This window comes from Bacillus sp. SM2101 (assembly GCF_018588585.1).
GTDB lineage: Bacteria > Bacillota > Bacilli > Bacillales > SM2101 > Nanhaiella > Nanhaiella sioensis.
On record NZ_JAEUFG010000006.1, the window covers coordinates 179,507 to 194,324 of the forward strand.

Annotated in this window: 13 protein-coding genes; 3 read left to right on the plus strand and 10 right to left on the minus strand. The window is 33.8% G+C overall.

What is annotated here, in order from left to right; all coding sequences use genetic code 11:
• Nucleotides 1–12: 12 nt before the first annotated feature.
• The 3 genes from JM172_RS07905 to sppA all read right to left on the minus strand — a co-directional run bounded on the left by JM172_RS07905 (nt 13) and on the right by sppA (nt 2,416).
• Nucleotides 13–708, minus strand: coding sequence for a DUF2953 domain-containing protein (locus tag JM172_RS07905; protein WP_250886574.1), 696 nt, complete (start codon nt 706–708; stop codon nt 13–15).
• 107 nt (nt 709–815) lie between these two features.
• A complete protein-coding gene (locus JM172_RS07910) occupies nt 816–1,391 on the minus strand; it encodes an RDD family protein (RefSeq protein WP_214481633.1) in 576 nt (191 codons plus the stop codon).
• A gap of 11 nt (nt 1,392–1,402) precedes the next feature.
• Nucleotides 1,403–2,416, minus strand: coding sequence for a signal peptide peptidase SppA (gene sppA / locus JM172_RS07915; protein WP_214481634.1), 1,014 nt, complete (start codon nt 2,414–2,416; stop codon nt 1,403–1,405).
• A gap of 170 nt (nt 2,417–2,586) precedes the next feature.
• Between sppA and JM172_RS07920 the strand changes: the two genes are divergently transcribed.
• The gene (locus JM172_RS07920) at nt 2,587–3,387 is read left to right on the plus strand and encodes an NAD kinase (RefSeq protein WP_214481635.1); all 801 of its coding nucleotides are present in this window, start codon (nt 2,587–2,589) and stop codon (nt 3,385–3,387) included.
• A gap of 118 nt (nt 3,388–3,505) precedes the next feature.
• On the opposite strand, the gene JM172_RS07925 is transcribed toward JM172_RS07920, so the two are convergent.
• The 6 genes from JM172_RS07925 to ezrA form a co-directional block, all read right to left on the minus strand.
• The gene (locus tag JM172_RS07925; RefSeq protein ID WP_214481636.1) at nt 3,506–5,107 is read right to left on the minus strand and encodes an amidohydrolase; all 1,602 of its coding nucleotides are present in this window, start codon (nt 5,105–5,107) and stop codon (nt 3,506–3,508) included.
• A gap of 131 nt (nt 5,108–5,238) precedes the next feature.
• Entirely contained in the window at nt 5,239–6,837 is a 1,599-nt protein-coding gene (gene mbcS / locus JM172_RS07930) for an acyl-CoA synthetase MbcS (RefSeq protein WP_214481637.1), read from the minus strand.
• A gap of 216 nt (nt 6,838–7,053) precedes the next feature.
• Nucleotides 7,054–7,260 carry an alpha/beta-type small acid-soluble spore protein gene (locus JM172_RS07935; protein WP_214481638.1) on the minus strand — a complete coding sequence of 69 codons (207 nt, stop codon included), beginning with the start codon at nt 7,258–7,260 and terminating at the stop codon, nt 7,054–7,056.
• A gap of 259 nt (nt 7,261–7,519) precedes the next feature.
• Nucleotides 7,520–8,731, minus strand: coding sequence for a tRNA uracil 4-sulfurtransferase ThiI (gene thiI / locus JM172_RS07940; RefSeq protein WP_214481639.1), 1,212 nt, complete (start codon nt 8,729–8,731; stop codon nt 7,520–7,522).
• A 125-nt stretch (nt 8,732–8,856) separates the two neighbouring features.
• Entirely contained in the window at nt 8,857–9,996 is a 1,140-nt protein-coding gene (locus JM172_RS07945; RefSeq protein ID WP_214481640.1) for a cysteine desulfurase family protein, read from the minus strand.
• A 309-nt stretch (nt 9,997–10,305) separates the two neighbouring features.
• Nucleotides 10,306–11,997: a septation ring formation regulator EzrA gene (gene ezrA / locus JM172_RS07950; RefSeq protein WP_214481641.1), complete on the minus strand. Its 1,692-nt coding sequence runs from the start codon at nt 11,995–11,997 to the stop codon at nt 10,306–10,308.
• A gap of 345 nt (nt 11,998–12,342) precedes the next feature.
• Here ezrA and hisJ point away from each other — a divergent pair, with 345 nt between their 5' ends.
• Nucleotides 12,343–13,164, plus strand: a complete 822-nt coding sequence (gene hisJ, locus JM172_RS07955; RefSeq protein WP_214481642.1) for a histidinol-phosphatase HisJ — start codon at nt 12,343–12,345, stop codon at nt 13,162–13,164.
• On the opposite strand, the gene refZ is transcribed toward hisJ, so the two are convergent.
• Complete coding sequence (gene refZ / locus JM172_RS07960; protein WP_214481643.1) at nt 13,161–13,790, minus strand: forespore capture DNA-binding protein RefZ; 630 nt, start codon at nt 13,788–13,790, stop codon at nt 13,161–13,163. The two genes, hisJ and refZ, sit on opposite strands and share 4 nt — an antisense overlap.
• Before the next feature lie 451 nt (nt 13,791–14,241).
• Here refZ and JM172_RS07965 point away from each other — a divergent pair, with 451 nt between their 5' ends.
• Nucleotides 14,242–14,733 carry a GAF domain-containing protein gene (locus tag JM172_RS07965; protein WP_214481644.1) on the plus strand — a complete coding sequence of 164 codons (492 nt, stop codon included), beginning with the start codon at nt 14,242–14,244 and terminating at the stop codon, nt 14,731–14,733.
• Nucleotides 14,734–14,818 lie beyond the last annotated feature (85 nt).

Consider the following 14,818-nt stretch of genomic DNA (forward strand, 5'->3'; position numbering starts at 1 on the left):
ACCTCCTATAGTTTATATCGATTCTTTCATTTTTTTATTTTTATGTAATGGAGGGTGACCATGCCTAAAATGTGGCCGTCCCCCTTTCCATAATTTCAATAACCTTATTCCTCCTAAAATAGCATACCCGATTCGAAAGTATAACATACACTTTAATTTTGTATGCGAACTAGGTTTTTGATAGGAAGGAGCTATCTCTATATAAGGGTTCGTATCAAGTTTCATATTATTGCTAACCAAACCAATAACTCCTCCTTTTACACCCCATGCAAGTCCAGAAAGTATAGCTGTCATAGCTGCATCACGAGCACCTAATTGAGTTTGCCATTCAAACTTCGTTACGTGAACTTTTTTAAAAAAATTTCTGATAATTTGGTGAAACCCAACAATATGTTCTATAAGCTCCTTTGCGTTTTGTATCCCTTCAATAACATCATTTACTGAAATGTGTTCAACATCTTTATTGTCAGTTTGTTCTTCGCCTACATTTTTTGACGATTTGTTTTGTCCCACGACAAGATTAGCATCTTTCTTATCTACTTTTATAAATGGCACATTGTACGTATAGCGTATGATCCCAAACAAAGTTCTTAGTTGAATCTTAATTTGATCATTGTCCTTTTCATGTAGTAGAAGTACACGAACAGTAACCTTCATGAAGAGCAAACATAGGATGACAACAACAGAGCTTGCTATGATAGTTATCATTACCAACATATACTCCTCCCTTCTACTAACCTATTATCACCTTCACCAAATAAAATAAACCTATGAAGACACTAGCCTTCATAGGTTTTAAAATGAAAATTCGTATGTTATTTTCTTTCATGAACTACAGTCGTATCAGCAAATATGTCATGTAAACCTTGTTTTTTCGGTAAAAATGCTACTAAAATATAGCCAATCATAAAAAACTTTGAAATAAACCTACCAATAAACTCTCTAAACAGGATAGTAGACCAAGTTAACTGATCGCCTTTTATGTTAATGACACGTAGACCAAACACCATTTTTCCAAGTGTTTTATGAAAGTACTTTGTCATTAAAACGAAATATAAGTAGAAGGTACACGCAGTTGCAATTGAAATTGCTGCAAACATCCCACTGTCCTTTAGTGGTAAATCAAGCAAACGGAACAACGGATATATAATGATGCGATTAATACTTCCTATGACAGCTAGATCAAATAAATATGACCAAAATCTCATCCAAAATCCTGCGTTATAATGCAGTGCTTGTTGTTTATTAGAAATGTCAACATTATCATGTTCTTGATGATGAGAATGAACAGTTCCATTATGAACTATATTGTCATTATGACCTTCTAAAACAGCTTTTGTTTCTGCAGGACTAATTTCCTTGTTTTCGGTTCCATTATTCTTTGTTTCCATATAAATCCCCCCTATTCCGCATATAAATACATAGGTCTTGGGGAATTTGGTTGAGATAACATTTTCATTAGTCCAGCCATTTCAATTTCTTTATTCATAAATTTATTTGCTGTTATCTCAAATATTGACCAATTCAACCCTAAGTTTTCTTCATACTTAATTACTTGTGCATTTTTAAGGTCCATGTCTTCTTTTAATATATCTAGAGCATCATCATAATATCCGAATTCATCAATGAGATTTAGCTCTTTTGCTTGCCTTCCGTCATAAATGCGCCCATCAGCAATTTCTCGTACTGTATCTTCTGGAATGTTTCTTCCCTCCGATATCACCTTAACGAAGCCATCGTACGAATTATTAAGCATAGATTGCAGTATGTTTCGCTCTTCTTCTGTCATCTCTCTTGAAGGGCTCATAATATCTTTAAATTGACCACTTTTGATTGTCACAAACTCTACTCCATATTTCTCAGCTAAGCCAGCGTAATTAACCCCCTGCATGATAACACCTAACGAGCCTGTTAAAGTTTCAGGACTCGCAATGATTTTATCTGCCAATGCTGAAATATAATATCCACCTGATGCTGCCATACTTCCCATCGATACATAGACTGGTTTACCCGTTTCTTCTCTGTATTCTGTTAATTTCTTATGTATTTCAGCGCTTTCAACAACTCCTCCACCAGGTGAGTTCACACGAAGTAAAATCGCTTTGATGGCATTATCTTCTTTAGCACTGTCTATCATACTTAAAAATCGTCGATGATTATACCCCACTGATTCAAAGATTGATGTTACATTCGTAGTGTCTTGAATCGCGCCATTTACTTCTAAAACAAGGATTTTTGATAAAGGGCTCTTCCCCTCTTCAATTACTTTTTCATCAAATTCCTTGTCTGTTGTAAAAATTTCCTCAGATATATCACCAATACCAGAAAAAGCAATTGAACTTACTGTATTAACTAAAACTGAAATAACGAAAAGTAATACAGCTATTCCTAGTGCCGCCCATCTTTTTAAACTCATAAACATTCACTCCTTCTTAATCACAGTATCATTTCCTATTTTGTCATACATTTAGTTTCATAAAAATGATACACTATATACACAATAATCAATTGTAGCAGATTTTTTAGCAAAATAGTGAATACTTGGAAACAATATTCTGTCTTGATACTTAGTAGGAGGTATGATTTATGTTTAATCGCCGTAACATCTTTTTGTTTTATAAAAGTGATCCAGTCCTCGACAAACAAGTAGAATCATTATACACAATAGCTGAACAATACGGATTTAAAATCGTAAATGACTACAAAGATGCAAATATAATTGTAAGTATAGGTGGAGATGGGACATTCCTTCAAGCAGTAAGAAAGACTGGCTTCCAGGAGGATTGTTTGTACGCTGGAATTTCCAACACAGGCTCTCTTAGTTTATATTGTGATTTCCACATAGATGATACCGATAAAATGATAGAAGCATTAAAAAATGAAGAAGTGGAAGTAAGAAAATATCCTACGATTAATGTATCTGTAGATGATATGACCTCGTTCCAATGTTTGAATGAATGTTCAATTCGTTCAACCATTATTAAAACGTTTGTCATTGATGTACATATAGATGACCTTCATTTTGAAACTTTCCGTGGTGATGGCATGGTTATAGCTACACCTACAGGCAGTACGGCATATAATAAATCTGTTAATGGAGCCGTTGTAGACCCACTACTTCCATGTATGCAAGTAAGTGAGATTGCCTCATTGAATAATAACCGCTATAGAACATTAGGTTCATCGTTTATTTTAAGTGGTGCACGTAAGCTTACGCTTAAGGTAGTTCAAGATGGAAATGATTTTCCAACTATCGGTATGGATAATGAAGCGGTTAGCATACGCCATGTAAATAAAATTGAAATTCAGCTTAGTGACAAAAAAATAAAAACTGTAAAATTACGAGACAATTCTTTTTGGGAGAAGGTTAAAAGGAGATTTTTGTAATTGGTTTTTAGCCTCAATTCATACAGTAGGATTATGCCTTAAATAACAATATAATAAAAAAAGCCTGTTTTGATTCATTTCTAAACAGGCTCTTAATCTTTGAACAATTCCTAGCTTCTCAGTTTGTGTCACTTTTATAGACAATATTATTATCAACAACGGTCATCACAACATTTGTTAACGGAATATCTTCCGGATCAATTTGTAAAATATCTCTATCTAATATTGTAAAATCAGCTACAAACCCGGGCGTTATTTTTCCATGTGTTTGTTCCATTTTCACTGCGTAAGCACTGCCACGTGTATAAAGACAAACAGCCTCAAACGGTGTTAGTTTTTCATCTTGATAATAGCCTTCATGTTTATCAGAAGGGGACTTCCTCATAATAGCAGCATAAATTCCAAGTAGAGGATTTGCACTTTCTATCGGTGCATCGGACCCTCCAGCACAATGAAATCCTTCATCTATCAGAGTTCGCCAAGCATAGCTATATTGCATTCTGTCTTCACCTAGCCTATCGATAACCCAAGGGAAATCCGACATTACAAATGTTGGCTGTATATCCAAAATGACTGAAAGGTGCTTTGCTCTCTCTATTAATTCTTTACGAAGAATTTGTGCGTGAATCAACCGATCCCTTTCTCCTTTAGGTGGTGGGTATGCTTCAATTGCAGAAATTGCATACTCAAATGCTAAATCTCCAATAACATGGATAGCCACCGGCATATTATACAACCTTGCTTTTTTAACGAGCTCCTTTAATTCATCTTGAGAATGAATTGCAATTCCTGACGTGCTTGATTGATCATGATATGGTTCAGATAATAGAGCAGTTCGACCACCTAATGCGCCATCAGCAAAAATTTTCATCGCACCAAATTTGATGAATTCTTCGTTGCTACTATCATTTAATTCCCTTTGAATCATGTCATCAATTACTTCATGATGAACTAATAAATTTGCCCTGAATTTTTTGCTTTGTCCATTAATGACATGAAGAAATGTTTCATACGTTTGTGAAAAACTATTATAATAATTCAAATCTTCAGTATGTGCACCAACTAGACCTAATGAAAAACAATGATCAATCGATGTTGCCAATGCCTTGTTCAAGTAGTCTGTTGTTACTGCGGGGATAGCTTTCGTCACAAGATCAACCGCCTTGTCTAACAAATACCCTGTTGGCTCACCTTTATCATTCCGAACAATTACGCCACCTTTAGGATCCGTTGTTTCTGCTGTTATTCCTGCTAACTGAAGTGCTTTTGAGTTAACAATTGCTGCATGATGACAAATGCGTTTTAAAACCATCGGATTGTTCGGTGAAATCTCATCTAGATCAAATCGGTTGAAAATTTTTTTATCTTTAAGATTATTTTCATTCCAACCTTCTGCAATGACCCAATCACCACTATTGTATGATTTCACATATTCTTTCAATGTTGTTCTTATATCATCTGAAGTAGTTTTTGAAGATAAATCCATTGTTAACAATTTTTCTCCAAGTCCTATTAGATGTATATGACTATCTACAAAGCCTGGAAACATAACGGTATTTTGAAGGTCAACATTTTTAGTAATATACTCACCATATTCTTTCCGCAACTGCTCTTCGGAACCGATATCTTTAATCATACCTTCTTCCACATATACTGCTTCTGCTTTATCATTTTCGTTGCACATCGTATAAATTGTTCCGCCAAACCAAAGTGTACCCATTTTTACCTCTCCCAATATCGATCGTAGAGCAGTTCTGATAGACTTGTAATTTACATCTTGGAACTGCCCTATCTATATTTCCTTCTTGACATTTATTTTATCAAAACATTTGAAGGAGAGAAATATAGCCTTTATTTTTGTTTGAAAGACCTCTCTTTCCGAAGTTCTTGATTTCGTAATTCTATACGACGAATTTTTCCTGATGTTGTTTTTGGCAAGTCTTCAACAAATTCTATTTTCCGAGGATATTTGTAAGGAGCTGTTAGATCTTTGACATGATCTTGTAGTTGTTTAATAAGCTCTTCATTATGTTCAGATAACCCCTCACGCAGAACTATAAATGCTTTAACGATTAACCCGCGAACATCATCTGGGCTACCAACTACAGCACATTCTTTTACGGACGGATGTTTGACTAAAGCATCTTCAACTTCAAACGGACCAATGGTGTAACCAGAACTTATAATAATATCATCACTCCTCCCCTCAAACCAATAATATCCATCTTTATCTTTCTTCGCCTTATCTCCTGTGATATAGTATTCTCCACGAAATTGCTTAGCGGTTCTTTCTGGATCTTTATAATAATGTTTAAATAATGCTGGGGTTTCAACATGAACTGCAATATCACCAACTTCTCCAATATCACATGGCTCTCCTAAATCGTTAATGATTTCAATTGTATTACCTGGCGTCGGTTTCCCCATAGAACCTGGTTTAATTTCCATTCCTTTCATGACCCCTACTAATAAAGTATTCTCTGTTTGCCCGTATCCGTCCCGAACGTCAACATGAAAATATTTATTAAACGTCTTAATCACTTCACGATTCAGAGGTTCCCCAGCTGAGACCGCACTATGTAAAGATGGAAGTTTGTAATCACCAATGTTATCTACTTTCGCCATAAGACGATATTCTGTTGGGGTACAACATAATACATTTACTTCATAATCACTTAACAGCTGTAAATATTTTTTAGGTTCAAATTTCCCATCATAAACTATTCCAGTAGCACCAGTTCCTAGTGTTGAAAGAAAAGGACTCCAAATCCATTTCTGCCATCCAGGACCCGCAGTTGCCCAAACTGTGTCGTTATCTCTAATGCTTAACCAGCTCGATGCTGCTGTTTTCAAATGAGCATATCCCCATCCATGTGTATGGACAACCCCTTTTGGGTTTCCAGTTGTTCCTGACGTATATGATAAAAAAACAATATCATCTCGGTTAGTTTGTGCAGTCACTAATTTATCACTGCTACCTTTACATTTTTCCCTAAGATTTTTCCATCCAGCTTTATCTTCTTTTCCAACAATATACTTAGTTATTGTTTCAATATTTTTGACTTCTTCAAATTGCTCGACAAAAGGATGGTAGCATATGATACCTTTCACTTCTCCATGTTGAATACGATACTGTAAGTCTTTAGTTCGAAGCATTTCTGAACAGGGGATAACAACTAATCCCGCTTTAATTGCACCTAAATAAATACTATATGCCTCAATCATTCTTGGTATGAGCACGAGCACCTTATCACCTTGTTGAAACCCATCATTTAATAATGCATTCCCTATTTTATTTGCTTCCTTCATTAAGCTACCATATGTAATCTCTCTTTTGACACCTAGCTCACTTTCGTATTTTAAGGCAATTCTTGAACTATTACTTGAAAAGCGTTCTACTTCTTCAGATAAATTATAAATATCTGGCGCAATTAAATCTTGTCGATTCATGAACAACTCCTCCATTCAAAAAAATTATCTTAATATTTCATATTATACTAAATTATCAATTTTTTTGTAATAGTGTAGTAAATTATAAAAACAGCGAAGTACTATATCACACTATATAGTCTCCTATTGTCTTCGTATGCTAAAAATTATAAGCTCAAAAATAAATAATAAAAAAGAGCGGGATATGATCCCGCTCTTTGTAGCCATAATATTTATTTATTGTTGTTGGTAGCCTCCACCTATTTGCTGCTCAGCCATTTGTACAAGGCGCTTCGTTATTTCTCCACCGACAGAACCGTTTGCACGAGAAGTAGTGTCAGGCCCTAGGTTCACTCCAAATTCAGAAGCGATTTCGTACTTCATTTGATCAAGAGCTTGCTGTACACCAGGAACTACTAATTGATTTGAACTGTTGTATGCCATGTGTTATCACCTCCTTGTGATAATAGAGTGTGTTAAAACAATAGGCATAATTCACGTAAATGTTGGTAATTGTTCAAAATTTGCAAAGGGGCATAGGTTAATAGCGCTGAAAATCGCTGGACAGAGGTGTCTTGAAGGATTTTTTGACGATAGCAAATAGACGGCTTCTCTACTGAAATATATAGGAAACCTAGAACATAAAAGCCATTATAGCCTTTATGCTCTATTTAGTTTACAACTGAGTGGACTCTACAGCTAATTAAAATAAACTTTCAATATTTTCCTCGTTTGTCAATTCTTTATCATTTCTTATAACAATAGTTTCAGTACCTGAAACCGCCTCGCTAATTAATGAATCAAAATCGACAAAACTCTCAAAATGATTTATTTTATCACGCTTTGGTTTCGTTTTAGGTGAGGTTGGTGTAAATATCGTACAACAATCCTCATAAGGACGTATTGATATATCATGAGTATCAATTTGCTTAGATATATCTATAATTTCTAATTTATCCATCGTTACTAATGGTCTGATGATTGGCGTTGATGTAACTTCATTAATCGTATACATACTTTCGAGTGTTTGAGATGCCACTTGACCAAGGCTTTCACCATTAATAATTGCTAAGGCATCATTCTTTTGCCTCAATTGATCAGTGATTTGTAGCATTAAACGTCTCGTTGAAGTCATCGTATAATTATCAGGTATTTTTTGTTGAATAACTTGTTGAATATTTGTAAATGGGACAATATGAAGCTTAATTGAATCTGTATAATCAGTTAGCTTCTTAGCTAAATCAATGACCTTTTGTTTTGAGCGTTCACTCGTAAAAGGCGGGCTATAGAAATGTACTGCTTCTACTTCTAGTCCTCGTTTCATCGCTAAGTATCCAGCAACTGGGCTATCAATTCCACCTGACAACATGAGCATTGCCTTACCACTAGTACCCACTGGAAACCCTCCGGCACCGCTTATATCTTTAAAGGTGATATATGTTGCATTATGACGAACTTCTACACGTAAATTAATATCTGGCTCATGTACATTTACCGTTAAATCTTGGATATTTCGCAAAATATGACTACCAATTTCATAATTTAATTCATTTGAATTGAGAGGAAATTGTTTATTTGCTCTTTTTGCAGTTACCTTAAATGTTTTTCCTTCAGGGTCTAACTCCTTAATTGCCTCAAGAGCCCCTTCTTTAATTTTTTCGATATCACTTAAGGTTTTGATCGCTAGGCTGAATGAATGAATCCCAAAAATTGATGATAGTTTTTCAATAATTTTCTCGTAAGGTTCATCATTTAATTTGATATACATTCTATCACGCTGTTTTTCAATCTCGATGTTTTCAAACTCTCTTAACTTGCCCTTTATATTTTTCTTTAGACGATTTACAAAATAATTTCTATTACGTTTTTTTGTTGATAATTCGCCATAACGAATTAATATATGTTCATATTGCATGTTGTCATTACCTCATTACTATCTTTAATTTGGACTGTTGTTACTCTAAAAATTGTTTGTTATTTCTGTACTACGATAACAGACGGAGAAAGTACGATCTATTAAGTAACCATAAACTACTAAATTTACGCAAAGAGCCTTAATTTTTTAGCCGATTTTTGAATAGCAGTTAATACTTTAGGTACTTCATGTATGGAATTATTATAGGATAAACTGATACGAATTGCACTTTCAGCTTCTTGCTCATTTTTTCCCATTGCTAACAATGTTTTACTTGCCACCCTTTTCTTTGAAGAGCATGCTGATGTTGTTGACAAATAAATTTGTTCCTCTTCTAATGAGTGGACAAACACTTCCGGCTTTATTCCATGTATTGTCATATTAATAATATGTGGTGCGGAGCTTTTAGTAGATGTATTAAGTGTAATAAATGGTAATTTACTTAACTCATCCATATATGCATCTTTTATTTTTACCAGATCTTTAATTTTCATTTGATAATTTTCTAATGTAAGGCGTAGTGCTTTTGTCATTGCTACGATCCCAGCTACATTTTCCGTTCCTGAACGATTATTGTACTCCTGAGAGCCCCCAGCAAGTAGTGGGGATACAGTAACTCCTTCTCGAATATAAAGAATTCCGTTACCTTTTAAGCCATGGAATTTATGCCCAGACATTGAACATAAATCAATAAAATTTTTTTTAAAATCTAGCGGCACTTTCCCTAACCCTTGTACATGGTCTACATGAAATATAATTTTTGGATAAGCTTTTAATAATTTCCCAAATTCCGCAATCGGCTGAACTGAGCCAACCTCATTGTTCACATGTATGATAGATACAAGGATTGTATCATCTCTGATTGCCTTTTTAACATCTTCTATTTGTACCATTCCATTTGAATTTACAGGTAAATAAGTAACATCATATCCAATTTCCTCAAGTTGCTTACATGCTTCCGTAACGGAAGGATGTTCTATAGTCGTTGTAATAATGTGTTTTCCTCGATTACGGTTAGCAAATGCAATACCTTTTATTGCATGATTATTTCCCTCCGTACCACCTGAATTAAATGTAATTTCATTTGGTTTAACATTTAATAGCTTTGCTGTTGTTTCTCGTGAGTGTGTCAATAGACGCTCTGCTTCACCACCAAGCTTATGTAATGAAGAAGGGTTCCCATAAAATTTACGAGACACAGTAACTAGTGAATCAATGACATCCTCATATGGATTTGTTGTAGCACTATTATCTAAATATATCACAATAAGTCCCCCGATTAGTGTCATTTTGCAACTATCTATAATATCATATTTTCATTTAAATTCCCATAAAATCGATAATTTAATCACATAAAAAAGATATACCTTAATTAAAAGGTATATCTTATAAAGTGGCTGTTATCACAGTGATTGTCGTTTTTTTTTACTAGGAAATAAAGCACATGGCACCTTTTCTTCTCTAAAGGCTATAAAATCTTTCCTGCTTATATTTTGTGAAGTATAGCAACAAAGGTTATGAAAAAAGCCTATAAAATAACATATCCAGCTTAATCAACTTAACAGAAAAATGACTTATTTATCCTCTAACATTTCCTCTATTTTACTTAAAGCACCTGGCTCTATTTCTTCAATAGCAGTAGCTGCTTGTTCAAGTGATAATGAGTAATCATAACTTCTAAATGATACTTCAGACTCTTTCAGTTGTTCAGCAAGCTTCTTATTTTTACTTCTATACCGATTCCCATACTGTATTAACTTTTCAACTAAGTAAGCTTGCTCAATCATTTCATCTGTCATTGTGGAGGATGCATTTACCTGCTCAACTGCTTTTGCAAGCAACTGATTAATAGCAACCATATCTAGAGGTTTTTCTTCAAGTTTTAAAAAGACCTGTTCAAGCGCATTTCTAGTCTCACTTAATACAGCTTGGTATGAAGCGGGAATACCCGGAATATTACTCTTTTGAACTTTTCTTTTTAGTTCCATGAGCTGCTTCTTCATCTCAGTTGTTTTTTCTCTTGCAAATAGTTCATCTTTACGTAAATTTTGAAGCATCTCTTTAAATTGTTCATGTTGCTCTGTTAAATCGTTGATTCCTTCTAAACAACTCTCAAGTTCTTCTCTGACAATTGTATAGGCCAATTGTTCTTCATCTTTTTTATTTACAATTGCTGTATATCGTTTTTGAAGCTGACCGATTTGATTTTCTATATTATGGTACTTTGCAATTTCTTCTTCATCTAGATGATATAATTGTTGAACAAACAATGTTTCTTCTCGTGTCTCATTTGTCTCTTCTTTTAGAGAACGTATTAGTTCACTTACGTTATGTTGATTATGATTGATAAAATGATGAGCCAATACTTCTTTCTCTAAAAGATCATATAGTGTCTCAATATTTTCTTTAGTTTCTTCTAGCCCTTTTGAAACATCATGTATTTCTGTTTTTTCTATTAAATCTATATACTTACTAAGTTGTGTTCGTATTCGTTCAACTTCAATCTCAACTGGTATATGATCTAATTTGTACCCCTGTTCACTCATCTCAAGGTATCCACTATGAATTTCTTCAAGTTGGTTAGGTATCGTCCCTTGACATTCTGTTAATAATTGAGGTAATTGTTCCATCTTACTTTGCATTTCTTGAAGATTATTACTTAAATCTATTAAAGCCTCTTTTGCCTCTAAATAATCTCCATTAGCAGTAGTTTCATCAAAATGTAAAAATTCTTTTTCTAGTTCATCTAATTGATTTTCTAAATTTGTTTCCGCCTTACCATATAAGTGGCGTCTTGCTAGTAAATCCTTTTTTATATTCTTAAAGATAGTTCTAAACTCTTCTACGTCTAATCTATTTTGCTCTTCACTGCCTACTAATTCTTCCAGCTCTTTTAAGATTGTAGCAATATTGTCTTCTACGTCTTTTATCAATTGATCAATTTTCAGTAAAACTTCCTTTGATTTATTAAATCTGTATTTGTCTGTATATTCTTCTGCGTCAAACAATAATTCTTCTACATTTGGCAAGTGCAATGTAATAATTTCATCCCACTCTTTACGCCAACGTTCAAAAAGCTCTTCTGTTTGTCCAGTCATATGAAGATCTTTCACCTTAGACATTTCATCAGTAACAGGACGATTCATAATTTCTATTTTTATAGCATCTAATCGATCAATTTCTTTATACATCTTTTTTCTCATATATATACTAAAAATAATTGTAATAAGAATGATTGAAATTATTCCATATAATAATATATCCATAATTAGCTCCCTTGCGCTATCGTTCTCTGCCATTCAACTATGTAAACAAGAAGTTCAAAATGGTTGACACTTTGAACATAGACGTACGATATAAAGGTAGTAGGCAAGAATGCTGTCGTTCAAATTAATCACTCGGTTTTGTTCGTGAATATGAGCTAGCACTCTACATATCAATGTTTTTATGATAACATGTAAACGACATTTTTTGAGCAATAATTTAAAAATTTTTATAAAAATTAGCATTTTTTCCCGTTTTTTTTTAGAATAAATATTAAAAGTTTAAGCTCCATAATCATCCCCTAGTTTGGTCATGAAAGTTTTACATTTGTCGAAAGGAGAATTGCTATGAAAAGTGACGGTCACGTCCACACACCTTATTGTCCACATGGTACAGATCATTCAATTGAACAATATATAAATAGGGCGCTTAGCCTAAACTTATCAGAAATATCTTTTACTGAACATGCACCTTTACCAGTGGGATTTGAGGACCCTACTCCACAACAAGATAGCGCTATGAAACCTTCACAGCTTGAAGAATACATAGCAACTATTTCAACCTTAAAAGAGAAGTATAAAAGTGAAATTAAAATTAATATTGGTTTAGAAGTTGACTATATTCAAGGGTTCGAATCAGAAACGAAAGAATTCCTAAATACATATGGAGCTGTATTAGATGATTCTATTCTATCTGTCCATTTTTTACTGAACAATGGAGCATACCATTGTATAGATTATAGTCCGGAAATGTTCCACACAATTATTCAAAAAATTGGTTCAATAGAAAAGGTATATCAACAATATTATGAGACTGTGTATCAGTCTGTTATTGCAGATTTAGGGGAACATAAACCAAAAAGAATTGGACATATCACCCTCGTGAAAAAATTCCAAAAAAAATTTCCATGTAAATTGACTTTCTCAGACGAAATAGTAGAGCTTCTATCCATGGTGAAAAAGGAAAAAATGCAGCTTGATTACAATGGAGCAGGAGTAAATAAACCTTTATGCAAGGAAGCATACCCTTCAGATTGGATAATACTAGAAGCAATAAAGCAAGGAATTCCTCTAGTATATGGGTCTGATGCTCATAGTGTAAAGGACTTAGGTCAAGGTTATTCTCACATCATTTGTAAGGATTATCTCAAAAACCCTACTAGTATTTAAATCGCTGTTAATGATCGCTCTTCAGTGATTGGCATGTATACCATACCTTCTAACCAAACTTCAATTTGCTTCATATATTGGTTTAAAAAATACTCCTCAGTAGGAATAATGTGGAGAACTTCAGAAATGTATTGACTCTGTAGATATGGTGTACTAAGAAAGCCTTTTAATTGAATAATCGTGTAGGGGATTGAAATATCCCTAAACTCGCCATCTTTTATGCCTTTTTCAAATAATGCAATCAAATAGTATTTTTCCTTCGTTAAGTAAGTGGTCATAACTTCCCTAATCAAGGTTGTTTCTAGAGTAATTTCTCTGCAGACAAATCTTGTTAATAGATGATGTTGCTTTTGGTAGATTAACGTTTCGAGAACAAATTGTTTCAATATTTCCTTTGCAGATGTTTTCTCTGATGAACGAAGCACATTTTCTATTACTAAAAAATAACCTTCAAAAAAATTTGATACTAGGTATTCTAACAATCCTTCTTTACTAACGAAATAATAAGAAATATTTGCAACATTTACCTTCGCCCTATTAGCTATATCTCTAACCGATGTGCCTGTATAGCCATTAACATTAAATAACTCAATGGCTGCATTTATAATTTTTTGTTTTGTTTTCATAGTGGTTGTCATATGTTATCACCCCTAAGAAAATAGTTAATATAATATATTCTTTAGATCTTTATTGAAACCTTCCTATTTCTATCGACAAACTCATGCATAAATCAACGTTTTTTGATATGATTAGTAAAACCTTGAATCTAGGCTCATTCAATATGAACTTACCATTTCTTATTTATAATAAGTTTCTTTGCGAAAATGTTGGTAAGTCCTAGAGCAAGAAGGAGCAAAATAAATGGTGAATCGTGTCCACCAACACGGTACATGTCGATTTATATAAAGCTGTTTTCGTATGTTTTCTCGTATTAATAAAAACACACGAATACAACGATTGTTTCGGGCCATCTATACTCTATATTTTAGCAATTTTGTATAAACCAACAAAGTTTACGAATGAGCCCTAAATAATCACGATAATTTTTAGTTACTTATTTTAGATAGGGGGATTTATATGTTTGAAGTGAAGAAGTATAAGGAAAATAAAGAAGAGAATTATGAGCTCGTAATTAAGCAGCTTCATGCTCTTATAGAGGGCGAAAAGAACGATATAGCCAATTTAGCTAATGCAGCAGCGTTGCTAAATCAGTTTTTGGATAATATTAACTGGGTAGGTTTTTATTTAACAGATCATCCACATGACGAACTAGTTTTAGGGCCGTTTCAGGGTTTACCTGCATGTGTCAGAATTCCTTTCGGTAAAGGAGTATGTGGGACAGCTGCAAAACAAAACAAAACTATTAGAGTTGCTGATGTGCATCAATTCCCAGGGCACATTGCCTGTGATGCAGTAACACAATCAGAAATAGTTATACCATTAGTAAAAAACAACAAAGTGATTGGAGTGCTAGATATTGATAGTCCAATTAAAAATCGCTTTAATGAACAGGATGAAAAATTCCTAGAAAAATTTACTCGCAAATTAGAAGAAGCCTTCGCTATGTAGCAAACCATCTAGGACTAAATGATTCATATCAATAGTAAAATGGGCGTCCTGCCCTTCACTTTCGACGCCCATTTTACTGATAAAA